Annotated in this window: 21 protein-coding genes and 1 pseudogene; all 22 read right to left on the bottom strand. The window is 38.3% G+C overall.

All coding sequences use genetic code 11. The features are described from left to right. Positions 1 to 2: 2 nt before the first annotated feature. The 22 genes and pseudogenes from SOI76_RS08850 to SOI76_RS08745 all read right to left on the bottom strand — a co-directional run bounded on the left by SOI76_RS08850 (position 3) and on the right by SOI76_RS08745 (position 25,050). Positions 3 to 974 carry a 5'/3'-nucleotidase SurE gene (locus SOI76_RS08850; protein ID WP_104078666.1) on the bottom strand — a complete coding sequence of 324 codons (972 nt, stop codon included), beginning with the start codon at positions 972 to 974 and terminating at the stop codon, positions 3 to 5. A 232-nt stretch (positions 975 to 1,206) separates the two neighbouring features. Then, positions 1,207 to 2,370 carry a hypothetical protein gene (locus SOI76_RS08845; protein WP_104078667.1) on the bottom strand — a complete coding sequence of 388 codons (1,164 nt, stop codon included), beginning with the start codon at positions 2,368 to 2,370 and terminating at the stop codon, positions 1,207 to 1,209. Continuing rightward, on the bottom strand, positions 2,363 to 3,691 hold the full coding sequence (locus SOI76_RS08840; RefSeq protein ID WP_205668343.1) for a TolC family protein: 1,329 nt from the start codon (positions 3,689 to 3,691) through the stop codon (positions 2,363 to 2,365). Before SOI76_RS08840 ends, SOI76_RS08845 begins: the two co-directional genes overlap by 8 nt. Next, entirely contained in the window at positions 3,688 to 5,274 is a 1,587-nt protein-coding gene (locus tag SOI76_RS08835) for a GH3 auxin-responsive promoter family protein (protein WP_104078668.1), read from the bottom strand. Before SOI76_RS08835 ends, SOI76_RS08840 begins: the two co-directional genes overlap by 4 nt. Then, positions 5,271 to 6,059, bottom strand: a complete 789-nt coding sequence (locus tag SOI76_RS08830) for a hypothetical protein (protein WP_171293214.1) — start codon at positions 6,057 to 6,059, stop codon at positions 5,271 to 5,273. Before SOI76_RS08830 ends, SOI76_RS08835 begins: the two co-directional genes overlap by 4 nt. A gap of 188 nt (positions 6,060 to 6,247) precedes the next feature. Then, a complete protein-coding gene (gene emrY, locus SOI76_RS08825; RefSeq protein ID WP_104078670.1) occupies positions 6,248 to 7,795 on the bottom strand; it encodes a DHA2 family efflux MFS transporter permease subunit in 1,548 nt (515 codons plus the stop codon). A 23-nt stretch (positions 7,796 to 7,818) separates the two neighbouring features. Next, positions 7,819 to 8,881: pseudogene (locus SOI76_RS08820) on the bottom strand (HlyD family secretion protein). 685 nt (positions 8,882 to 9,566) lie between these two features. Then, positions 9,567 to 11,027 carry an indoleacetamide hydrolase gene (gene iaaH / locus SOI76_RS08815; protein ID WP_104078671.1) on the bottom strand — a complete coding sequence of 487 codons (1,461 nt, stop codon included), beginning with the start codon at positions 11,025 to 11,027 and terminating at the stop codon, positions 9,567 to 9,569. A 92-nt stretch (positions 11,028 to 11,119) separates the two neighbouring features. After that, positions 11,120 to 11,839 (bottom strand): helix-turn-helix transcriptional regulator, encoded by a 720-nt coding sequence (locus SOI76_RS08810; protein WP_104078672.1) that lies wholly within the window; start codon positions 11,837 to 11,839, stop codon positions 11,120 to 11,122. 199 nt (positions 11,840 to 12,038) lie between these two features. Next, positions 12,039 to 12,467 carry a hypothetical protein gene (locus SOI76_RS08805; protein ID WP_104078673.1) on the bottom strand — a complete coding sequence of 143 codons (429 nt, stop codon included), beginning with the start codon at positions 12,465 to 12,467 and terminating at the stop codon, positions 12,039 to 12,041. A 118-nt stretch (positions 12,468 to 12,585) separates the two neighbouring features. Further along, positions 12,586 to 13,380: a hypothetical protein gene (locus SOI76_RS08800; RefSeq protein WP_063098864.1), complete on the bottom strand. Its 795-nt coding sequence runs from the start codon at positions 13,378 to 13,380 to the stop codon at positions 12,586 to 12,588. Between the two features lie 659 nt (positions 13,381 to 14,039). Next, positions 14,040 to 14,162, bottom strand: a complete 123-nt coding sequence (locus tag SOI76_RS08795) for a hypothetical protein (protein WP_000737387.1) — start codon at positions 14,160 to 14,162, stop codon at positions 14,040 to 14,042. 167 nt (positions 14,163 to 14,329) lie between these two features. After that, on the bottom strand, positions 14,330 to 15,724 hold the full coding sequence (locus tag SOI76_RS08790) for a methylenetetrahydrofolate reductase C-terminal domain-containing protein (RefSeq protein ID WP_205668344.1): 1,395 nt from the start codon (positions 15,722 to 15,724) through the stop codon (positions 14,330 to 14,332). A 73-nt stretch (positions 15,725 to 15,797) separates the two neighbouring features. Then, positions 15,798 to 16,565: an NUDIX hydrolase gene (locus SOI76_RS08785; protein WP_104078674.1), complete on the bottom strand. Its 768-nt coding sequence runs from the start codon at positions 16,563 to 16,565 to the stop codon at positions 15,798 to 15,800. A 60-nt stretch (positions 16,566 to 16,625) separates the two neighbouring features. Next, positions 16,626 to 18,119, bottom strand: a complete 1,494-nt coding sequence (locus SOI76_RS08780) for a nicotinate phosphoribosyltransferase (protein WP_104078675.1) — start codon at positions 18,117 to 18,119, stop codon at positions 16,626 to 16,628. 11 nt (positions 18,120 to 18,130) lie between these two features. Then, on the bottom strand, positions 18,131 to 19,015 hold the full coding sequence (locus tag SOI76_RS08775; protein ID WP_104078676.1) for a phosphoribosyltransferase family protein: 885 nt from the start codon (positions 19,013 to 19,015) through the stop codon (positions 18,131 to 18,133). Between the two features lie 274 nt (positions 19,016 to 19,289). Next, on the bottom strand, positions 19,290 to 19,904 hold the full coding sequence (locus tag SOI76_RS08770; protein WP_104078677.1) for a hypothetical protein: 615 nt from the start codon (positions 19,902 to 19,904) through the stop codon (positions 19,290 to 19,292). Then, entirely contained in the window at positions 19,897 to 20,271 is a 375-nt protein-coding gene (locus SOI76_RS08765; protein WP_104079221.1) for a mCpol domain-containing protein, read from the bottom strand. The genes SOI76_RS08770 and SOI76_RS08765 overlap by 8 nt, the downstream gene beginning before the upstream one ends. Positions 20,272 to 20,454: 183 nt before the next feature. Then, positions 20,455 to 20,916, bottom strand: a complete 462-nt coding sequence (locus tag SOI76_RS08760; RefSeq protein ID WP_104078678.1) for a Mov34/MPN/PAD-1 family protein — start codon at positions 20,914 to 20,916, stop codon at positions 20,455 to 20,457. Then, positions 20,906 to 22,672 (bottom strand): E2/UBC family protein, encoded by a 1,767-nt coding sequence (locus SOI76_RS08755; protein WP_250621791.1) that lies wholly within the window; start codon positions 22,670 to 22,672, stop codon positions 20,906 to 20,908. Before SOI76_RS08755 ends, SOI76_RS08760 begins: the two co-directional genes overlap by 11 nt. Positions 22,673 to 22,676: 4 nt before the next feature. Then, positions 22,677 to 23,978 carry a CBASS cGAMP synthase gene (locus SOI76_RS08750; protein ID WP_104078680.1) on the bottom strand — a complete coding sequence of 434 codons (1,302 nt, stop codon included), beginning with the start codon at positions 23,976 to 23,978 and terminating at the stop codon, positions 22,677 to 22,679. 4 nt (positions 23,979 to 23,982) lie between these two features. Next, positions 23,983 to 25,050, bottom strand: coding sequence for a CBASS cGAMP-activated phospholipase (locus SOI76_RS08745; RefSeq protein WP_104078681.1), 1,068 nt, complete (start codon positions 25,048 to 25,050; stop codon positions 23,983 to 23,985). Positions 25,051 to 25,515 lie beyond the last annotated feature (465 nt).

The raw sequence follows: 25,515 nt of genomic DNA, 5'->3' as shown, positions 1-25,515 counted from the left end.
CCTTACTTGTTAAATAGGCTTTTTAAACGAATTTTGAGCCATTCTTGAGCTGCTGGTCGCTGATCATAAGCAACTTGCATTGCAGTTACAGCAATTTTGCTTTGCATGACGGCGCTTTCATCCGACATTTGAGCTGCGGTTGGCGCTGATGGTGCCGCATCAATTCCTAGACCAAATTGGTTAGTGCCTTTATTGTCCTTAGTTACTTGGAACTTCAGCTTATATAAGTCATAAGTTCCAATTTTGGAAAAAGCAAAAGGTGTGCTGGTTGTTAAATTTTTAGGAAAATTCACATTTAGCGTAATGCCTTTTGGCAACAACTGACCCTTGCCTGCCTTAGCTTGTAATTCTTTTAATAACACTACGGTTTGTTTTGCCACAATTGCAGAGTTAGGGTTGTTTAACGTTTTATCATCTACCGTGTTTGTATCGGCGCTTAATGCAATAGACGGAATGCCACGACCTGCCGAAAACTGTACATTGCCAATCGTGCCAGAGTGCACAACGACTTTTCCGACATTTTGTCCTTCATTCGGGCCAGATAAAACTAAGTCCGGCGCTTTACCCCAGCGTTTTGGTGCAACTACATCTAGTCCATAAACTGTTGCCATCACTGGTGTGCCATGCGTGTAGTTCCAGTCACCATTGGTATAACCTGCTTTGGTAAAGGTTCCAGCCGCAGGTGCGCCAACGGGTGCTGCACCATTGTGACAACCATTTTCAGCCGCAATTTGCTTATCGTTATCCGCGGTAATCGTCGTCGAGCTGTACATCACGATTGCGCCACCACGGCCACTTTGTGGTGAACACGGTACAGACACAAGCACGCTATGACCATTTGCTTTTAATTCATCATAAAGCGCTTTGACATTGCTGGTTAGACCGTCATCGTTAACCAATAAAATATTTAGTGCAAAAGCTGGAGTTGTACACAAAGACAGAATAAGGCCGCCCAATAAACTTTTTTTCATCACTTAACTACCATGTTCTTAAATTTCGTTTTGTATAGTAGTTGCGCTATATGTACGTTTAGTGACTACTCATCAATAAAAATTAAAATACTTTTCCATTAAAAATTAAATAATTATATTATAAATTATTGCTATATTTTCTTTTATAAACTGATCTTCAACTTACTCGCTCATATTCAAAATGACAAAACCCACTTCCGTGGGCTTCATTCAAAGTATCACTTCAAGCTTTAAATTAAATACGTCCAACCTCTAAGTATGGAATCAAGTTTTTATCAAAATTTGGTCTTGGGTCGCCTTCATAACTAATAAAACCATGCATTCCTGTTAAGCGTTCACCTTTATAAAACTGGTTTAACTGATAGCGCGGGTCTTTATGTGAAAGCGTAAAGCTCACCACCCCAACGCCTTGCTGTTTTGATTTGTTATAGGCATCTTCGAGCATTTTATGATGCAAAGCCAAATCTTCTGGATGGCACATAAGCGTATGTAGCACATGGTACTTGATAGAGTCGCCAAGTTTAGGCAAACGCATACCTTTGGTAATTGGAGTTAGCAAGTTATAAACGGGTCTAAAAATTCCAATGACTGAACTGTAATGCAAAATTTTGGTTTGCTTAATACTGTGCTGATCCCATAAACCAAACATGCCCACCAGTTTTTCACCCTTAAAGTAAAGTGAAAAGTCTGATAGTTTTATTCCTGAAAAATACCGATGCCCTTGGGCCAGTTCTTCAAAGTTATAGGCAGGTATAAAGTTATAAAACTCTGCCATGTCGCGAATAAACTGGTTCATGGCTTCCACATGCTGAGCTTCAGCAACACATGTACGGATTTCTTGAATGTCACTCTGCGGAGAAGCCTGCTTTAGAAAAGCCGTGACTTTTCTTTTCGCACCTGTACTCGTCAGACTAAGTGTTTCTATAAGCCCTTCATCATAATAATCGGGCATTCCCGTTTTGCCTGTTTGGATGGCAGCGCGCGCCGCGTGGTTATCATCAAAAATAATCATTTGACTATAGTTCGGTTCATGCATGGTCTGTTTTACATGCTTTGCCAGAACTTTTACCAGTGATTTACCCCGATAACTATGATCTACACGTAAGTCTCCAGCGTATCGCAAGTTTTGAATGTTTCGATCGACATAACACGGGCGGTAACCATTACTATAACAAGCGACATTTTTTTGACTCTCGGTGTCTTCAATCAACACATGTAATTTATATCGATAGACAATGTCGGACGCTCTAAAATAGCTCGGTTCGCGCTGAAAGCTAATTTGTATGCCTTTAGTGGTCATGGGTACGGCGATTAAATCTCGTAAAGCCTGATCATCTGCCAGAGTTGCTTCTCGGGTAATCAGCGTATTGTCAGCAAGTGGTGTATTTGTTTTATTCATTATTCACCTGTTGTGCGGTCTGTGTGGGAACCAAGTTATTTAAACGCCCCATTTGGTCGAGTAGCTGATAGACAAACACCACTTCATCTTGGTCATTCACGGTTTTTTGGGTTTGTGCATCGAGTAACTTTTGCTCGGTATTGAGCAAATCAAAGGTGGTTTTGGTACCGACATCAAACTCTTTACGGGTGTACACAAAGGCAATAGATGCTGCTTCTATGGCATTTGCCAATGCTTCTTTATTTTGTCGAATGGTTTGAAGCTGCGCATAGGTGGTACGTGTACGTTTATTTAAATCTAGTTCAAGACTTCGCGTTTTTTGGTTAGCCAAATCGATATCGGCCTGTGCTTTTTTAACGTTGGCGCGATTTAAGCCATCGTCATAGAGCGGTACATTCAACTGCACCCCAACCATATAGTTATTACTTTCAGAACCAATATAACTCGCTTCATCTTGCTTTCCGGCACGGCTGGTGAGCATGACCGTTGGCCACAGTTCCCGTTTAGTTAAAGCGTATTGTTTCTCGGCGGCCTGCTTTTCGTATTTGCTACGCATTAGAGCTGGATGGTTTTTGGTTTGCGCCAAAATTTCATCTAAGCTCGCAGGAATAGCAGGTAGCTGTTTAATGGCAACAAGGTTATCAGGCGTTACACCCGTTACTTGATAAAACTGTGCTTCGCTTACGGTCAAGTTAGATTGGGCTTGTGTGATATCGGCTTGGCCTTGAGCAACTTGCGCCAAAACCTGAGCCAAGTCTGCACGGGTAATCATTCCCACGTCAAAACGGCGTTTCGACTCATATAAAGACCGTTGTAGATTTGCCATGGTCTTTTGTCTAAGTTCTAAAATGGCTTTCTTTTTTAATACGTCGGTATAGACCATCACGGTATTTAAAATGGTTTCCGATCGTTGATCTGACAAACCTTGGTTTTGTGCAGAAAGCTGACTTTCGGCAACATCAATTCCTAAACGGTGTCGCCCAGAGGTATAAATCGGATAATCTGCCTGCAATTGCAAACTTCGGCCTTTACGGTTTCCTTCGGTTGGAAACAGGACGTGTGAAGGCGTATTTATTCTTTCATAGTCCAGTTGCCCGACTAAATTGACTTTAAGTCCATCACGCTGTTTGGCTTGCTCAAGCATTGCGGTGGACTGGTTCACGCTTAAACGGCTCACTTCAAGCTGACTTTCATGCCTTAAACTGGCAGACAAAGCCTCGTCTAAAGTCATGGCATGTGTATTCGACACAACCAACACGCCTAAATACAAGGCGTGTCGAAGTGTTAAAAACCGAGTATTAAATGGCTTCATCCCTTTCATAGTTGTTCCAAACTATTGAGGGTGACTTTTTTGAGTGGCTCAGGTTTGATATTGCCTTCGATAATGCCATCAAACATGACCAGTTTTTTATAGGCATTCCAGCCATTATTGGCTTGGCGAATTTGAGGCTGGTCGAGCTGCCCCAAGTTTCGTGCAAGTTCATAATGGAAATTTTGACGCAAAATACTGTCGATATATTCATTACTAATGCTGTGATGAATATCACCTTCAAAAAGCACGCAGTAAAATGGTTTAACCTGTTGCTGCGTATCAATCGCAAGTAAAGAAATCGCTTTCGATTCGGTTTCATTTAACTGTGACAATAATTGCTGAGCGGTTTCAGGTGCGAGTTTTTCACCGACCAGATCTACCCCAAAACGGCGGCCTTGAAATTCAAAACACGGAATTTGCTCTATAAAGCCAGTCACCCGTAAGCAATCATCCAAACAGTAGCGAAGTAAGCCATTGCCCGAAGTAATGAGCGGGCTGACCACATCACCTTGTTTAAGTTGCCACGATGGAATAATTTGACCTTGTTTATCGCCTTCTAAATATTCAAATTCATAGAAATGACTTTGGTATGCGAGTGGGTATTGGTCGTTATAGGGAATAGTCACTACACCTTCCGTCGCCCATAGGCCTTTACCTTCAAACTGAACACTGGGTAATTTCTCTTTTAATTTCTCCGCCCAAGCTTTTGAACCTGCAGTGTCCCAACTCGACACCAGACTTAACTTTGGCCAGAGCTTTTTAAAGTCGATCTGTGTGCCGTTTGAACTTGCAATTAAGGCTTGAGCACTTTCAGAGCTACGCGGTGCTGTCACTTCTTTTAATGAAGCCTGACGGCTGCCCCATGAACCACTTTGTAAAACCTCAATCACGTCTTGCTGCAGCAACTCCAAACGTTCAAGTAATTGCAGCGCAAACGTTGGACTCCACACCGAAATCATGGCTAAGTTACGGTTTGCGACCAAATAACAAATGGTGGCAAACAGTGCATCGTCAGCATTTGCTGCAAAGGCAACATTACTTGGAACCGCTTGAGTAAACTTAGACAAAATTCGCTTACCTACACCGAGTAGCGCACTATCGTCATTTAGGTTTTTATCTTTTAAAACTTCACGTTGACTTTCAGGCAACCATGACACCGACCAATAATGTGTACCCGAGCTGAGCTGTGGGCATTTGCGGTATAAACTCGCCATCCACGGCGCAATCGCATGGTCAAGTTCATCTAAAAACAACTTGGTGTATGGAATGAACTTGATTTGCTCACTCGAACCACTGGTCGGTTGGAAACGAACCAGTTTACTGCTCGAGAGTGAAAGCTTTTGTTCACGGTAACGTTGAATGTCTTCACGCCATGCGCCGTAACGTGTCGGAGGAAATGCTTTTACAAACTGCTCATAATTTTGAACCTGTTTATCTTTGGCCAAAGTAGAGGTCTGTAAAATCGAATGCAAAATTTGACGTTGCGTAGTCTCTAAGGCATTAAACTGTTTTTGGAAATTACGGTCAGATGCATCACACCATTTTTTTAAAATCAGATGCGAGCCAAGAGTTAGCCATTCATTAGATTTCATTGGATGGCCTCTCTACGTTTTGTTTTAGACGTTACACAGGCTTCAAATTTTCCCTTACTTGTAGGTTTGGTCATTAGCTTCACTGGGAAACGGGCTATGTCTTTCCAGCCTAACCGACCAATACACGGTAGTTCTGTGCCTGCTTTCCATGTTGGATTCATCTGCTCAAAGAAATGAATATTTGGGTTTTTCTCTCTCATTTCGGCAGTAATTGGTGCGACTTCATCTTTTAATGGCTGATAGTCATCACCAAAGTTTAAAAGGCCTGCTTCACGGTCGTAGTACTCCCCAAAGAATTTCTCACAGTAATGCTCGACAACTTCCGAAAGATGCTGGTTTTCATCTTTAATATTTGGGTAATAGACATAGTAGTTATTGGCGAGCAGTAAGTAGGTTTTATAACCTTTAGAAATGAGGAGCCAATAGAGTTCGTTAAATGGGTATTTGATTCGAAGCTTAATCATAAGTTTGAGCATGGTACTTTGTAGACTACGCGTGCCCCAAAACTTCTTCAAAATGACCGTATCACCGCTAAATAACACGGTGTAGTCTTTACCGTTTAAATAGAAATGCTGCACCACCACAGTCGAAAAACCCACAATCTCATTTGTTTCCGAATCAAAAATTAAGATCGCACCGCTTTTATTTTGGAAATCATCTACGAAAATAGAAAATCTCGTATTTTCATAATACTGTTCGTAAATGGAATACATCACTTTTAATCGTTCAGTATCGATTTGCTCTTTTTCAAAATATTGACCATAAGTCGTGTTTTTCAGGTTCAATTTTGAAATTAGTTTATACGTTGTATTAATCATAATCCTTTAACCTTCCACCTCTAATTTGCGAGTTCCCCGATCTCATCAACCGATTTTAGAAAACTCATCTCAATGTTCTTTTTCTATGAAGGGATACGTTTTGATATGCCCTATTGTTTTTCATTCTTTGAAAGCTGCTCTTTATTTCTAAATCGCTACATGTTCATTTTCTTCCCCCGATCCATAAAGATGGTTAAAAATGCGGTCACAAACATGATGATTGCGAGCATGCGTAATAAGTCGTTAAAGCTAGAGGTCAGTGCCTGAAAATGAATGTTGCGATAGATCACGCTGAGCGCGATTTGCTGTGCATTTGAGCCGACTTCCTGATATTGCGCCGTAAGTTGGTCGAGTCGTTCTGTAAAGATCCAGTTTTGTGGTGTCATAGACTGATTAATCTGGGTGACATGCATGGCAGTCAGCCAATCTAATGATGAGTTAATCAGTGCCAATCCAACCGCGCCGCCGATATTACGCATCAGGTTATAAATACCGCTAGCATCGGCTACTTTGCTGAGTGGCAATGTGCTCATGGCTAAATGCGAAACCACAATTAGACAAATCATGAGGCCAATACCACGGTAAATTTGCGGCCAAAACATAAAGTCATAATCGCTATGAATGCTGAGATGCGAATTGAGCCATACCCCAAAACCCGCCAAAATCATTCCGACAAATACGGTTTTGCGGGTATCAAAATTGGGAATGAGCCACGCAAGGAACGGCGCAAAGCAGAACATGACAATGCCTGTCACCATCATGACGTGACCAATTTGGCTACTGTTCATTTCACGGACTTGCCCAAGAAACACGGGAATCATGTAGCCCAAGCCATAGAGCGCCATGCCAATCACAAAAGTCGTGATAGCACTTAAGGTAAAGTTCTTGTTTTTAAATACGGATAAATCGAGCAAAGGCTTAGGCTGGGTGAAACTTCTAGAGAAGAAAATCATGCCGCCCAGAACGCAGATCATGAAAGCAATCCGAACGCCTGTGTCTGCAAGCCAGTCATGCCGTGCGCCTTCATCAAGGAAATATTCAAGCCCACCCAAAAACATCGCCATACCGACCAAACTAAACCAGTCCATACTTTTGATGAGTGAATAGTTGGCACGGTCGATATTTGGGCCTGAGTAAATGACCGTAGCAATGATGATGCCCGGAATAATATTGATCAAGAACATCCAGTGCCATGAGAAATTATTGGTGAGCCAACCGCCAATGGTTGGGCCAATAGCCGGTCCCAAGGTACTGATCATTCCAAACATCACCAAAGGCAATGAACGTTTTGGTTCTGGAAAAAGTAAGTACAACGCCGTCATGGAGGTCGGAATCATGCCGCCGCCCATAAAACCTTGTATACCACGGAACACCAATAAACTTTCTAAGTTCCATGCCAAGGCACAAAGTAAAGAACTCACCGTAAAACCAATTGCACAGATGGTGTAATACACCCGTGTTGAAAGTACCCTCGAGACAATACTCGACATTGGAATTGCAATAATTTCGGCAATTAAATAAACCGTTTGTACCCAAGTGACTTCATAACGACTTGCACTCATCCCCGCTTGAACTTCGTTTAGAGAACTCGCCACGATCTGAATATCAAGAATCGCCATAAAGTTTCCAAAAATCATGGCAGCAAAAATTGCCCACGCCGTTTTTGCTGGGAATCTCCACTCGGCTTCAAGGTGCTTATTCATTTTTTATTACCTAAAATTTTTTATTAAGTTCTTAGGTCAACGGTGGCACTCACCGACATTCCAGGTTTTATCAAATCAATATGTGGGCTTGAATCTATGGCGATACGCACAGGAATACGCTGAACAACCTTGTTAAAGTTGCCTGTGGCATTGTCTGGTGGCATGAGTGAAAAAGTTGCGCCTGATGCTGGTGAAAAGCTTTCAATTTTTCCGGTATAGGTGATGCTCGGATAGGCATCAAGTTTGAGCTCAACTTTCTGACCAATATGCATTTTTTCAATTTGGGTTTCTTTGAAGTTTGCTTGTACATACAAACTATTTTCAGGAATGATCGCCATTAAGCGAGTTTGCGGAGAAACACGTGAACCTTTCTGGATTGCAAGGCTACCGATCTTACCGTTTACAGGACTAACCACTTTTGATGAAGCCAGATCGACCTGATACAGGTTTAAGTTTGCATTAGCACTTTGAATATCTGCTAAAAGCTGCGCTCGACTGGCCTGTAAACTCCCCAACTGAGCTTCTGCTGCATTTACGGCGGCTTGCGCTTTGCTGAGCTGTGCCTGAGCCGTTAAATATTGAGACTGAATGCCTTCAAAGTTTTGACGGGTAATCACGCCATCTTTTAGTAAATCTTGATAACGTTCAAAATCTTTTCTTAAACGAGTTAAATCAGCTTGTGCTGCCACTACACCACTCTTTGCTTCAGTAATGGAAGACTTAGCAGACTTTTCATTTTGCTGTTGTACACCAAGCGCGGCTTCTTTTAAGCTGACTACAGAACTCGCCTGATCATAACGAGCTTGGTAATCGCGGTGATCTAATACCGCTAAAGTTTCCCCTTTTTTTACCACCTGATTATCGTTAATTAATAGCTCAATCACTTCGCCTGAAATCTTTGGCATGACCCAAGTCACATCGGCTTGCACATAAGCATTATCAGTAGTTTGATAAAATCTGTATACAAAAAAATAATATACGATACCAGCAATTAAAAGTAATAAAAGGACACTAAAAAACACCCCAAGTTATTTTCTTTCGACTTTGGAAATTAGTATCAGTTTCTAGCTGAGCTACGTTATCCATATTCATTCCGTTTATTTGTAATATTCGATTTTTTATTTACACCAATAAACTATTAGCGTCTTTTTTACGTAACTTTTCACTTGGTTTATTCAATGAATCGTGACAGCGTAAAATTTGGTGCAAATTATGATTCTTAAATCGATTAAATATCATTGACCCTTTTGACATATATTTTTTCTATTTACGCCAATACACTGCATGCTATAAAAAATATGTTTAAAAATTATGTAATTTCATATTTTCTAAAAAATTTAATTATAAAAACTTTCTTTTAGTATTAATTTAAATAAACAAAAACAATAACTTGTAAATATAATTATTTATATAAAAGTGATTAATTAGTAGAAAAATTTATTGCATTAATATTAAAAATTAGCGTTTACTTTGTATAACTTATGTTGATTTAATTAGAACAATATGTAATTTAAAGAAATTCTTCGAGAATTTTTATAATATTTATAGAAGCATAAAATATAAAAATTATGGTTTATCAACAATAGTAAAGCACAGCTTATTAAAGATGTACCTATGATTAACAATATTAAATAATATAATATAAAAACTTTTCGACTAAATCCAACTTCTTTTTAAGAAACCAAGTATTATTCAAAAACAAAATTAATCTAAAAAAGAGTTACTTTTAACTCTTTTTTATTTAGAAAATAGAGAATTATTAGTTTATATTTTACTTATTTAGAACCTTAAGTATTTCTTCTAAAGCCATCCCAATCGCAAGTATTTCACCATCTTGATGAGGTAAACCATCAATTTCTAATCCAACGGGTAGTTTCGATTTCGCTCCCTTTCCAATCGGAAAACTCAGCCCTGGTAATCCGATATTACTGCCGGGGTCCGTATTTCGAATGAGTATCTGGAAATTTTCAATTGAATTGGATTGTTCATTTGCTAACGGTGCAACAATCGGTGATGTCGGAAATAATAAACCATGTAAGTTATGCGCTTTAAATGTGTTTTGGTAGAGTTCAAGCAATTGTGGCCGAGCTTCACTGATGGCCTTTTCATAGAAAGGTAAAACAGGAACAAGTTGCCCCGTCTGATCTTGAATTAATTGGGGAAGAATATTCTGTTTAAAAATTACCTGTACATCTGGGCTTGAGATCTGATCGACTACAGTCTCAATAGTCAAATTTACATGATGATCTTTCAAATATTGAATAAGGTCATATTTGCCTTCATAGACGACCACTGGAAATGAAATCGCATGATTGAGTTGTTCTAAATTCGGCATATCAACATTAATAATTTCGACTCCCGCATCTTTTAAAAGCTCAAGTGCAATATGCGCCTGCTCATGAACGTCTTCATCTAAATGATTCCAAAAATATGGATTGATACCGAGCCTAATTTGATGAGGCTGTAATGGTTCTTTCTTTAGCTCTTGAGTAATAAGCTGATCAATTAAAATAATGTCAGATACGGTGTGTGCAATAGGGCCAGCTGTATCGCGAGTATGTGAAATTGGGGTAATACTCTCTTGTGAATATCGTTCTACCGTGGGACGAAAACCGACACAACCATTTAACGCACTTGGCAAACGTATTGAAGCACCAGTATCTGTACCAATCGAAATTGGAACCATTCCTGCTGCTACTGCCACAGCACTACCTGAAGAAGACCCACCAGCGATATGCAATGGATTTACGGCATTTCGTGTACCGACAACGCCTTCAATATGCATGGCAGTATTATAACCTGTTACTCCGAAGGCCAATTCGTGCATATTGGTTTTACCAACAATAATCGCGCCGTGATCAATAAGTTTTTGAATAATCGGTGCGGAGCTTTGAGGCTTAAAATCAGCTAAAGCTGGTGTACCTGCACTATTAGGGAAACCTGCAACATGAATATTATCTTTAACCGCAATTAAAATACCCATTAAAGCTGGACATGTTTTTCCACTAAGCAGGTATTTATCCCAATATTGAGCTTGTTGAATTGCTGAAGCTTTATCTGTGCTAATAAATGCATTTAAAGACTGTTGTTTTTCAATAGCGGCAAAGTAGTGATGCACGAGTTCTTCACAAGATACTTTTCTCTCATGAATCAATTGAGTAATGACATCTACTGAAGCATTTGCTAAACCCTGTAATTCAATCCAATTATTTTTTTCAAGTGCATTTGACATGATGACTTAAAATCCATTTAAGTTGTGATCTTAAGAACTTAGTACAAATTGCTCATTCATTCGCATCCTCAAAATTGAGAATTGTTTTTGTTTTAATGTTGAATGAGTAAAGTCATTTCAGTGCGATTATTACAGCCTATTTTTCTCATAGAGTTGTTCAGATGGGTTCTTAATGTGGTAAAGCTTATACCAAGTAAATTTGCCACCTCTTTATCACTTAAGCCTTTAGAGACTAAATGAACCACTTCTTGTTCTCGTGGAGTCAGACCATATTGTGTTGACAAATCTGCTGGTAAGGCTTGAGTAAAATAAGGTTCAAGCAGATTTAATATTCTTTTTTCACGTTCACCAAACATGTCAGCATCTTTTGCACGCCAAATACGTAAATCGCCAATATCTATACCATTTCGGACAAAATAAATATTTATGCCGTGATACAAACCATAGGCTCTCAAAAACTCATTGTAATAACTTGTTTTTTTAAGGTCTGCAAGAGGCATGACTTCATTTACAAATGTTGGTTTTTGACGTTTGCGAAGCTGTGCAGTAATAGGGTCATCAAATTGCCAAATACACTCATAGTCCTCCATCGCTTTTGGGTCGATTTTCCATATCACACCTTCTTTCGATAAATTATGCGTTGAATCCCAAATATAAGACGCGGCAAAATCAGCACGTAACAAAATGGCAATATCTGCAATGATATTTTCACGTAAATTGTATTGCCCTTTGCCTGAGCCAAGTTTCCATAATATTTCAGAGAACAATGTAAACTCAGACGGGCTGAAATCCTTTTCTAAAAGTGCGGTCATCGTCTACCTATTTAACGAAATCCATCGAATTTTAAGAAGATCGGTTAAGTGCTTCCTCTGAGCTTAATACCAACCCCATCCTTTTCTACAACATATCTATTTTTTGATTTGGTAGGTAATAGCTATATTTTGTTCGTAAAAATATTAATTTTCTAGCTTTCCTAGGGCGCTTTTAAATATTGAAATTCATCTTCTGAAATTACTTATCTAATAGGTACCAAAGGCTTCGATCAACTTTTCTCTCTTTTCTTTTTTTCTCCATTAGCTGTTCATATTCTTCCTCTGAAATTACTTTTCTATTAGGTGTAGATTCAATGTATGGAGAATAACCTCTATAATTAGCAAACTTATTTTCTCTGTAATATTGTGATTTATCATAATCAGTCATATTTGACGTTTGGAATAGAACATCTTTATCTCGCTCAGCCCTTCTAAAAAGTTGATTTGTACGATCTATTTTTTGTTGCATTGCTGACTCAAAAAAAACAACACTCTCACCACTTTTAGTATTTTGAGCCTCTTCATCTTTAGCAATTAAAATAGAAGGTTTTTTTTCGAAAAAATCATCAGCACTGTACACTGGGCCAATAATCAATAAACTTATAAAAATTAATAATATTCTACCCATAAAATTCTTTTGCCCATTATAAAATATTGGAATACGTAAATATTATATAAATTTAGTAAAAAATCTATTGTCCTGCATCTTATTCTAAAGAGTAAAAAAAGCATATTATGGTGCTTTTTTACTCAATTTCTGATAATTGCTGATGAATTCTTTTTATGACAATATTATGCTTTTCTTCAAATGGTTTTAAACTATTGACAAGCATAGCAATTGTCTCGGGAGAAACACCACTGAGACGCCGATCTTGCTGGGCTAATTTTAAAGTAGTCTCAATCTTTGTGAGTGCATTACTAGTATTACTTTGGAAATCATAATCATTTATTGTCAAATCTAATAATTCACAGGTCTTTCTTATAGCATTTTCATAAATTTTTCTATTTAAGTAATCCTCATAATCTGACTCTAGTGATCTTCTTTTTAATTCTCTCAAGTCCCGAATAATCGGTCTCAAATTGTTGATTAAACCAGCATTTATACTTTTTCCTAAATTTTCTGATTTTTCTAAAATAGAAGTTTTAAGGTCATTTTCTAATAGTTTAATTGCTTCATTAGAGGCTGCTTTACTTTCTAATAAAGCTTCATCTACTTTCTCATTCAATTTATTTCTAATTGAAATTAATTCATTTTGTATAGTTTCCTTTTGTAGTTGAGCCTCTTTTTCAAGATTCCTATTATTAGTAAACCAGTTAATACCTGCTAAAAAAACGACTAAAGCGGCAACTGTACCAAGTGACCAATAAACTGTTGAAAGGAATTTATCCTGATAACTTTTCATCACTTCAACTTGAGCCTTTAAAACCTCAATTTGTAAGTTTGCTGCTTCTAAATTTTTCTGAAGTAAAGCATTATCAACTTCTGCCCCATACGCCGTAGCAGAGAACAAAATAAGTAAAGAAAAAATGATTTTATTCACTCTTGTTTTAACCATTCTAAGTTAATGTTATTACAGATATTAATATACTATTTAACTTCTTATTCCAAATATAATTTAACTAAAAATCATCATACGTAAATTACTTAATATTTTATTCGTACCCAATAAAACCATACTGGGTGCGTTCATCATTTACCATTTCTGACCACGAAATTAATAGTCTATCATCGCTTCCATCCATAACTTCACTCTGCCCCATTAAATTCAATATTAAACGTTGTACTGCACGAGCTTGATTGTCATCAATCTGGCACTGCGTTTTAGATTTAGTTTTACGAAACGGATCTGATTCACTCACAAAGTAATTGGCGATAATCTCTCGTTGTTTTTCCCTACCCAACCGTTTTAAATGGCATTGCTTTCAATGCTTTTACCATGTCTGACGCAATTGGGTTGAAAACTCAAAATGTTGAGAAAGCTTTTGAGCGAAGGTATGAATCTGTTTGTCACTCAACAGGTACGGTGCGCTCGGCGAGCATCGAACCTACGACCCTAAATTTCGGAAATCTATCTGTTCACGTGTTTAGTATTTATCACATACATTATATAACCAGTCTGCAAAGTGGTAATGCATGAGTTCATCACAAAGATTCTTTGCAGCATTGTAAAACCCACTCATTGAGTGGGCTTTTTTATTACTAACCGTTTTGCCTGAGGTGATCTTGGAACTCTTGGTCGTGTATTTTGTTGTAATTAACAGGGTCGTAAACGCATCCAGTTAAAACAACAATTACAGTAAGTACAGCAACCAATTTTTTCATTGAGACAGCCTTTCCTTTAACGCAAAAGATTTGCTTTAAGTATACTCCTCGATAGCCATTTTGATTGGACATAATTAAGGCAAACGATTGTTATTTTTAAATTATTGCCATTCTTTAGCATATCATTTGATTTTTTAACAAGTTCAAATCAAGGGTTAATACAAAACTTAAGCTTCTGTTGCTAAATACCAGTTTTTCCAAGAACTGGTCCCTCTCGTTTGAAGTGGTACCGTTGGAATCAATTTCTCTTTTAGTATTTCAGTTTGTGCAACTGCTTTTGCAAGTCTTGCTTTGACTGAGTGAATACATTCACGGTCACCAAATTCACAGCGGTCTAAAGTTGTTCCGCCACAAGGCCCATTGGCTAAACCTTTTGGACAGGTTTCAGGACAAATATACAAAGTGTCACCTAAGCGGCACTGACCACAGCTTTCACATCCCACTAGGCTATGTTTACTCAGCACTTCCGTTTTAAGTAAGAGTTTGGCGATCAAAGCGTTTTCCCAAAAAGATGCTTTGAAAATAAAACGTCCGACGCCTTTGGCAATTTTTGATCCAAACATTGCTTCATGCATAACATGTAGCTGACGATATTTAATTAATTGTTTAGAGGTTGGCTGACGTGAAAAATACGTAATTTCAGGTGAAAACTCTTTGCCTGACGTGACTTGCCAAAGTGAATTCCAAAGCTCTTCTAAGGCTTTAAGCTCCAGATGTCTGTATTGCCCAATGTAGCTTTCAAGCAACATTTGCTCTTCTGGCTTATGACAGGCAGATAAATGAATTCCAGCAAATCCTAAGTGTTTACATATCAAAATCTGTAAAGCACAGCGTAAATAAACGCGGTCTGTATGCCCTGCCTGTTTTTCTTCTGCCAAGACTTTTAACATGTGCGGGGTAATCACAATACCTGCGACTTTATGCTTCACCATAAAATTGGCTCGGCCTAAAGTCAGAGGCATCACACAAGCCAGTATTTGCTGCGAATAATCATGCTTGGTTAAAAATGATTTGGCTTGTTTTAAGGCTTCAATGTCATAGCCCAATTGGGTAATGATAAAGTCAGCACCTGCTTTAATCTTCTTATGCAGTTTTAAATACTGTGCATCACGCTCAGCTTCGACATATTTAAATGGATTAAAGGCAACGCCAATACGAAAACCACCATGCTGCTTGGCAGCCATTACGGCGTTTACAGACTCTAGGTATCGGCTACGAAGCTGTCCGTCTCGACCATTATGATGCTCTTTAAGTTTGTCGCCTGTAAGCAATAACAAGTTTTGAACATTGGCAGACTTGGCTTGTTCTAAAAAGAACTCGAAGTCTTGTATGTCTCGGGCCTTACCTGAAAAGTGTAAGACTTTCTCTATTGAGTCAGGGTAACTTTTGCTGGCTTCTAGCGGCGCGATATCATGATCTGAATGTACACGATCTGCCAATGTCATTGCAGCCGGATACCCTGCAAACTCACGTCTTACAGGATAAATTTCATGTAGTGAAGTGAGGTACTCCACCAACACAAAAAACTGGTTTTGCTGGAAGCAGGGAGAAAGGTGTGACATAGGCAAAGCGCTGACTAAAACATGAAATCAATCATAAGCGCGGCATTATAAATCAAAAGTGCATCAAGATGCGCTAGTCAGAAAGCTCATTGTTTTGCTTGTCTTCACTCTCTTTATTTCTAGGTAATTCGAGTGAACGAGGAAATATAAAATCGAAAGAATCAAGTGCATAGCGGTAAAGCTGAGCTGGTCGTTTGCCTACAATTTTACTGTGGTTGGTTTCTTCAACTGCGCCTGCTTCTATCATACGGCGTCTAAACGCTTTTTTATCTAAGGATTGCCCAAGAATAATTTCATAAATAGTCTGTAGCTCGGTCAGTGTAAATAACTCGGGCATGAGACTAGCTGGCAAAGCGGTATAGCGAGTTTTATTGGTTAAACGCTCTAAAGCTAAGCTGAGCAGTTCATTATGATCAAACGCCAACGTTAAATCTTGTGCTTTTGCTACAGGCACCCATTCACTGTATTCAGCCAAAGCTTGATGTTGATAGGCATTAAAATCAATTAAAGCAAAATACAAAATGGTCACGGCCCAGCCACGCGGATCACGTTTCGCGTTACCGACAGAAGCAACTTGTTCTAAGTAAGGTGAACTAATTCCTGTTTTTTCGACAAGCTTCCGATATGCCGTTACCATCAAATCTCGGTCATGGGTTAAATCGGCAAAACCACCCGGTAAGGCCCATTGGTCTTTGGCTGGAAAGTTGGGCCGCTTAATGAGTAATACCTGTAACTGGCCATTAAATACCGAGAAAATAGCCATATCGACAGTGAGTAAAGGTGCGTCATAATCTCGGCGATCATAACTGGCAAGGAATTCTTGTTCAGTTTGAATAGTCACGTTCAGTCTCTCAATAAAAATGATGAGCCGATACACATGCAACGGCTCATCTAAACTCAGTTATGCGATGGATAAACGCTCACGTATTTGATCCAAAGTACACTCATATTGAAGTTTACCATTTTCAAAGACAGTTTTTAGCGCCCCGTCTTGTTCTTGCTCGGCTGTTTGTTCATCAAATAAGGTAAAGCCATTTTCACTTTCCTCAATACGTAATAGACCTTTCGCCGATTTTTTTACGCCTGAGTCAGTAATCGGGTCTTTAAACAGCTCTCGACCTACACCATTCACCTGTCCCCAAGTCGCTTTCACAGCAAATCCAAAAGTATCGCGAGTTAAGTAGTTATAGGTAAAACTGCCAATCCCAAACACCAAGTTGTTTGAAGCAAAACCTTTGGCTTCTAACCCTTCTAAAATACGCTGTGCACGTTCTAGAGTAATCGAGTCGCCGTAAATTAAACCGACACGTTCATTGAGTACTTTATAGCCTTGTTCAGTTGTTATACCGCCAAATACTTCCCATAAACATTCAACTGCTCCTTTATATGCTGGGCTGCCGACTTCGGCATCTGGGTCACCACAAATAATTTTAACAGGATCACCAGAGTCAGGGCGGAAAACCAATTTAGCCAAGCCTAAAGCATTAGGTTGTCGCGCCAAAATTTCAGGTTTTAAAGCAACCGTAAATTCTGTAATGACTCGCCAAAAGTCCCAAGTGTCAGACACAATACTGACAACACCAGACGGATAAAGCTCGCAAATTAAACGCTTAAATGTTTCTAGCTCACTGTCTTCTGTACCCATACACATCACGCTGTGTTCGGTCGCTGGTACAGATACCCCTATCACACCTGTTGCATTGTAATATTCTTCTGCGTAGTCGATTGAAGCAACCGAGTCTGTTCCAATGAAACTGGTTAAGTGGCCTACTCCTGATTGTGCCGCATCATAAATTCCACTCATGCCACGGCTACTAAAATCGTGTCCTTGCACAGGTACGAAATCGAGTGGTGCGCCAGTTTTTACGGCATATTGAGTTAATAATCGTTTGTACTCGTAGGCAATCGTTGCTGTAGTGCAGCTTTTCCAAAGTTCAGCACTTAACACGGTTTCAATATAGTTGGTGAGCCAAAAGAAACACGGGTCGGTATTAATTACGGTGAGCACAGGTACACGCATATTGACGCGGCTACCTTCCGGCAATGCTTTAATACGTAATGGTAAATAGCCCAAGTCGTGTAATGCTTCAATGTGATCAACTGGTACAGCACCTTCACCTAATGAACTATCCATACGGCGTTTATATGCAGCTACCACCTTGTCTTTAGGTTGCTTAAAAAAGCCTTCATTCCATGTATCGATTAAAAAGTGTTTGATAAAACCCTGAAGACCAAAGAACACCACTTTATCGTCGAAGTCAGGCAACATTTTAGCAAGTCGAGATGAACGCGGCGTAAAGTTTGCGTACACGTACTCTGTACCTGCTGGATACTGACGTCTGTGATCCGCTTTATAAAAATCGATAGCGTTTAATGGATTAAGTTTAATCGTCATCTTTGTTCTCTTTATTCTGCTGCAAAAGCAATTACTGAAATTTTGTCTGATGGTTGTTGTGGAAAGCTGTCTGAGGTGAATAGTTGATCTAACAGTCCATCAAAAACCTCTATTCCTTTACTGAAAATACCGTGGGTCACATATAGAACGACCTTATGGCAATTGAGGCGACGCAGTTCTTTGGCAATACCAATAAAGGTTGCACCGCCGTCGCAAATGTCATCGGTAATGACCGCTGTGAGGCCTGATAAATCAGTCGCATGTACATGTGTACCTAAAATTTTGCCAGTTACCGGATCACGTTTTTTATCGCACTGAACAATAGTGATTGGTTTTTTGCGTTTAGAATTAAAAGCATCTGCGACCCTTTGTGTACGCGCTTTTGCGCCTTTGTCTGGGCAAACCAGCACTGTTTTTTCATCTTTTAACAATGTACTTAGCGCTTCACTCTTTGCGATGATATCGACTGAACTGACATTTACAACTTCGCTAAAAGAAGTATTGGCAGCAAGTAATGCTGTTGTTACTTCACTATGGCAGTCCCAAACAGTCACCTTGCCTTGTTTGCCCGCTTTTTTGTCTGCGTTGATGTTAAGTAGCTTCGTCATCACATCGAGTGAGAATGCTTGGCCTACTGCACAAATACGGTCCTGACGTGCATATGGAAAATACGGAATTTCTAGGTCAACGGTTAAACCCTGAGTCAGCAATATATTTTCAAGTAGTAAATAGTCCATCACATCGTGACTTGAAGTCATTTGCGCGCGGACCAATACGTTGCCAGATAGTGAACCTAACGTTGTCTCATCAATTTGAACATGACGCTCTCCACCAGAAAACTGCGTGAATTTCACTGGAATTTCATTTCTTGCCGCATCTAAAAGCTGGATAGCCATATCATCCTCTTTTTGTCTGATGACCTTCGATGAATATATAGTGGTATAAAGCCACTATATATTGCAAGTCTAATTTTTAAACTTTTTTCAAAGCCGCTGAATGACAGTTGATGTGAGATTTTTGACACATATTTCGAGATTGTTACAATCTCAACCTATAAAAAAATAGAGCCTGATAGGCTCTATTTTTTTGCGTTTTGAATAATACTACTGCTCTAAAACAACAATTGAAACTTCCTTGGAAAAAGCTATCTCACATATGCCAATTACTACGTTAATAAAATGAAATATCCTTTTTAACGCAACTCCCAACTTGGCTGAACCTAATTCTTCCCGTAGTTTTACGATCAGTATAGTAATACCCTGACAACTCTAAAATACAATTATCATCAGTTCCAACGTTACGTATATCAAAAATAGTAGAGCCCGTATATGAGCTCCAATTAGGATCTTTAGGCAATGAACGATATATGTAATAAAGTTTTGGCTCACCACTTTCAATCGTTGGAGTGGTTTCTAAAGTCAAGGACTTTGAAGTTTGCGTATGGATATTGATTTGTGTTTCGAGCAATGTTTGTTTAATCAAAACACGGACTGGTATCACTTGGTTTTTCTCAGTTGTAATTTCACCTTCCCAAGTACCATTCAAATCAGGATATAGTGAAGGATTAACCTTTTTCAAAACTCTCCATAAAGCTCGGGCAGTAAGGCTAGTAGTTAAAGCAATAGTTAGCAATAAAGCAATCCAAGGAGCAATACTTAAAATTTTCACTATCTTGAGATCATTTAACCAATAGCTTTGTACTAACTCATAGGCACCGATACTTAAGATAGTCGTAATTATGGCTATGTATCGCAATAGCGATTTAAAATCTATAATTCTAAACATTAGAATTTAAAAAACAAAAATCATGTAAACGACATTTTCCACTACTTTTAGCAGAAAGTAGCGCTATGTATGCCTCTTGTAAAGTTGAACCTATCCCAGCAGAAAAGCACAACTCTGGTTCAGCTAACCCCTTAATGGACTCAAAAATGAATACTTTGTCTATACTAGTTTGATCAATGTAGCCAGCAACACCATCAGCTGCACAAAATATAATATTGAACCCTTGTTCTTTTAAAAAGTTCGATATCAATAGCGTTTTCTCATTAACTACAAAATTGATTCTAGAGAGTTCATGCACATCATTCTGCAAATATGATGATGTAATCATTTGACCAATATCATCACCATCAATTGTTATATAGATCATATACATCCGGTTATCATTGTATTAGTACATTATACTTAAAGAATGAAGAAACACACTTAATTTTGTTTAATCCACCCAATCAGTAATACACTTTTGTAATAGGCTACTCAAATGATGAATCAGCCTTTATTTTTATAATATTGATGATATGCTTTATTTAAGGCTATTCTAACCTATGAAAATTTATATCTGTTCTAAGACTTTAATTTCTTGATTCATTTTCTTTCCAACCCACCATTTGGTCCTCCCAACAATAATCAAAATTAAAGGGTCTGGGGAACATAAATATTTCTTCCAACTATTGTAATCTACCATAGAGGGAGAAGGTATATCCTCAGGATGAGTATGCCACTCACCTAGATACTGCCATGTACCATTAGATTCACGAAATGCTGTATCAACCTTTTCTTGATGATGTTTACCAATTCGATTAACTGAAAAACGGCTTCGAATATCTGTAAAATTAGGTACTGATACCATTCTAACTACTAAATGAACTCCTCTGCGCTCACCGATGATCACACCAGCACTTTCAGGATTTAAATCCACCAACTGGCGATATGAAAGTAAAATTTTAACTACTTCTGACAAAATAACCACTAAGGCATCATCATCAGCCTTAAAAACTAAATCTTTATCCCGCATTACAAATACCACAGTTAGACTCTGAATGAACTAATTTGGGCTTTAGTGTTCGGCCACCTTCAAATATATGTTCCTTGTAATTCCAAGTTCTTTCATACTCTAACGTTGCAAGCGTTGCCTCTTGAATTAAGGCTGCCGTCATAACGCTTACGGCAGCATCATATGGTATATAGGTACTGCCACAAGATACTTTTTTCTCATTCAAGCCAGCAAATTGCTTAAAGCGAATATCATTTCCATTATGATAAAAAGTAGGATTACTCCAAAGACAGTTAATACATCCATTTGAATAATCAATAAAAACTTTTGATGCACGACCATTACCATCGTTAAAACCATGAATTAGTATTGGTCTCTTCACACCGTCTAATTTACGAAGTAAGTATGCAAGCCGTTTGGCAATAGGTGCTCTGCCAGTCGCATCAATGATAATGTCATAAAAAGATAGATATCTCTCAATTAATGGAAATTCACAATCAAATCCATGAATATTCGTTTTAAGATGGGTTGATGTAGTCAATCTCTCTTGTAATGCCACTGATTTACTCTTTCCAAAGTCTGATGAAAAAAGTGTATGCCTTCCGAAGTTTTGGGGACCATAATTGTCAAAATCGAAAAGATGCAATTTGCCAGTATGAACTCCAGCCCCTGAGCGAATTAGAAGTTCAGATACATAACCACCAATTGTGCCACATCCAATCAAAGCGATTCGCTTTGAGCTGAGATCACCAACATCAGGACGTGATCTATTTCTTGAAAGAACAGTACTCTTATCTGCTTTAATAAATGAAATTCTTTTAAATTTTTTAAAAGCATACTTCCCCGACAAAACAGCAGTAATCGTAGAAAGCTGGATAGCTCGACCACCTTTTTTACCAGTCTTTTTAGTATTTGCATAAGTGGATAACTGAACGGTCTGAGTATCCAACTCCAATATAAGGCCAAGAGTATCTTGTTTCTCAACCTCTAAAAGAATTAAATGTTTTTTGAGTCTATTCTGAACAAAATAGTTCGCTAAATGTGCTTTGGCATTGTGATCAACAGCCGAAAGCCAATCAAATAGCTCCTTTGAGTTTTTGGGAGGCCAATTAACACCTGATAAACGATTGGCTCTAACTTTAATTATAAAAGTGTGAAGTCTCTGAGATTCGATCTCATAGAAACCTCGCTGTATTAACCAGTTTTTGTGCTCATGTTCTGTATTACTGTGATATAGAACAGATTCCTTTGTTGTTTCTTTCTCTAATGATTGATTAAAACTTAGAGTAGAAAATCTATTGTGTAGGTCATGAAAACTCGATAATGAATATACATAGCTTTCCGGCTTCCAATAAGCACTAAATTCCCCTTCAAGCTCCACTTGCTCTATACATCTGTCATGAATTGATTCAACAGAGTTATTTAAAGTAATTTGAATTTGACGATCTACGGTCGTATACAATGAGAGAAGATCATTGGGATTCCAGTCAGCTTCCATTTCTTGTACATAGCATAAATACCAACCATTGTTTACATGTGGAAGCAGCACATCTTGTAGATGTGCTGGTTTGTCAACGATGTACGCATATGGCAAGCTAGTATAAGGATCGTATGTAAATATCAATGCTATCTTGAATATGCCTTCCCTAGTTACAAAATCTTTAACATAAAATTGCTTACTTTGAGACAAATCAGATAGATGTTTGTAGGCTTTGAGATGCCGAGATTCGATATATTCATACCCACATCTCAGCATCAAGCTATGTAATTCACTCACGCACCTACCCGCTTATCATAGTTGAGCTAATTTGAAATGTTGCACTAGCTTGACTTGCTTCATCCTCAAATGCAGGGGCTGCTGTCTGGGAAACAATTAAACTGTAGTCTTTGACACGGTCACCAAAGTTTAAATTCAGAAGGGTGAGAGCTTCGTGTTTAGTATCAGCAACGAAAGCATTTTCTAAATTTGTTAATAGTGTTTGCATTTTCTCAATAATTTCCTTTTCACGCTTCCCGTGTTCGGAATAAGGAGGGAATAATGGTCTTTCATCAGTATCATCTGGACTTTCTACTCCATTTCTAAATGTATTAGGAAGTTCTCTCGCAATGGTTAACATCGTTGAACCGAAGTCTTGATTATCGATGTATTTACGATTCAAAATGTTCACTGTTGCTGCCATTAATGAAATAGATGATGGTCCCCCACCCGCCTCCCATTGAGCATCGCGCCAAGCTTTCAGAAAGCGACAGATTTTACGCAAATGCGGTCCGATTCTTCTGCAATTTTCTTCAAACCAGTCTGAAACAACTTTAGGATCACTTTTCATCCATTTCTGATCATGAGCCCGAATTGCTAAATTTACACAGACTGAGTCGAGTTTATATTTTTTTTGATCTGCAATTGAAACACTGCTGTCATACCCATCATAAGTCAAACGAGTATTAACAGCCTCTTTAAAGAACTGCTCTTTTTCTAAAAATTTATCTTCAGGAATTGCATACATTGGCACATCGACATGTGCATTCATATGGGGAATAGTGATACGTCCACATGTACGTTTCGCTTCAAATGTCCAGCTTGGATTTTCAGCGACCAAAGATTTAAGAGAGGTATCAACCAAAAGTAATAGCAAATGATGACCAATAACAGGTTTTTCATTAAAAAATACCATTGGCAGATATGTGCCATCGTCAATATCCATTTCCTGAGGCGGAGTTACGTAAGGCTTATTTAGTGTGTTGTATGTAAAACTACCTTGTGTCCAGAATCGTGGTGTAAGCTTCAAAAATTCTGCTTTGGCATTACTATCAAGCTGAATGATTAGTTCAGCAAATTTATTCTGGTCTTCTTGAGAAAGGTATCTAAAATTAGTTATAGACATTTCTACACGTAAAAATTCCAATCCAATGTCCTTTTTAGCCTGATTCACTAATTTTTTTGCTTCTACAAAAATATCTCGCGTTCGCTCCCGCACTTTATCTCGCAGTGCTTTTAAAGCATCTTTTTCTCTATCACTCAGAAGTAGCTGTCCCATTAAACCATCTGTACGGTTTGAATAATATTGATGAAAATTCCAGTTCATGCTTTTAGGTTCCCGAATTAGTTGATTTATTGATAAATGGTTCAGCAGTGCATTCAAAAAAATGGCGCAACTCTGCTCTTTCTGTGTAGGCTTCCGCACCTAACTTTTTACCTAATCCCATCAGTGCATCCAAACTACTTCTACATGCATTATCTAACGTAATATCTGAAGATGCTTCATTCGGAATCGTTGCATCCAGCTCAACGTAATTTTGAGAAATTCCTAAAACTTTAAACTCTCTAATCAACATGAACCTTTGTAAGTGCTGATTAGCCGTCATTGTGCTTAAAACGAGGCGTTCTCCCATGTTCCATAAACCATGGTAGCCTTTGCTGCAATTTTTCTCTAAAACCTTCGGACTGATGCAATAATTCTCACTTAATGTTCCTACATTAAGAATTTTTACGTCTTTGGGCTGAGCATCAGGAAAATCAGATTGCATATCGATTAATACTTCACGAATACCAATAAAGCTTGGATTATTGGAAACTAGCCCCCCATCAGCAAAATAATGATTTAAATCACTACAATAATGTGGTTTAAAGTAAGTCGGGGCAGCGGACGTGGCCATCGCAGCATCAATCAACTTTAATTTACCATCTAATGTAAACATGGGGTTATGAGGGGTTTTAAAGAATTTTGGGCACCCTGTTGATAAGTTTACAGACGTAACCATGACTCGACGTTGCAGGTCATTGAAACGCATGCTTTCAGGTATCATGCTAGTTACAACTTCTCTCAACGGTTCGCTATTATAAATAGGGCGAAACAGTGTTAATATTTTCTTCCACTTAAATAGGTGGGCTGGGAAAATCTTTTGAGCATTATTTTTAAAAGTAGCTTGTAATTCTCGCGCACTTTTACCACTAGCTAAACCAAGTGCTAAAATCCCCCCAATCGATGTACCTGTAATTAAATCAAAATATTCACCAATCTTTACATCGGTTCGCCCTTCACGCTCTTCAATAATATTCTCAAGCTCCGCTAAAAGACTGATGGTAAATAAACCACGTACACCACCACCATTTAGACTTAAAATCTTAATATCACGTTTTTTTTCAGTCGCTTCCAAGATATGCTCATTTTTTTATGTTTGTTATTAGATTGTGATTAAATAAAATATTTCAAGCAATAGTAATGTTAAAAAAAGCGACACAATATGTCGCGGTCAAACCCAAAGTACCCAAGTTTTATATATTCAGCAAATTGCCTCATCTTTCTTATTATTCAAATTACTCAGAGCACTATACTTTTTATGATAAAAATCGGAACAATTTTGGAAGTAATTCACAATAAATCTTTATTAATGCTTATATTAATTTCAAGCTACACAGGCCCCACATGCTTATCATAGATTTAGACCTATTTAAATAATCTGTTCAATGAATAGCATTTTGGAAGCCTAGAAGATTCTAGATCTATATAACTCGAACCGCCAAGAATAGAAAACATTACATTAGATTCGAACATCATAATTATGAGTGTTATTTGGTTCTAAATGGTATTAATCATACGAAAAAATACCATTTACTCCCAG

Source organism: Acinetobacter pittii, from assembly GCF_034064985.1.
In the GTDB taxonomy this organism is placed as follows: Bacteria; Pseudomonadota; Gammaproteobacteria; order Pseudomonadales; family Moraxellaceae; genus Acinetobacter; species Acinetobacter pittii_H.
The sequence above is the reverse complement of the archived record's forward strand: the minus strand, read 5'-3'. Positions and strand labels throughout refer to the sequence as shown.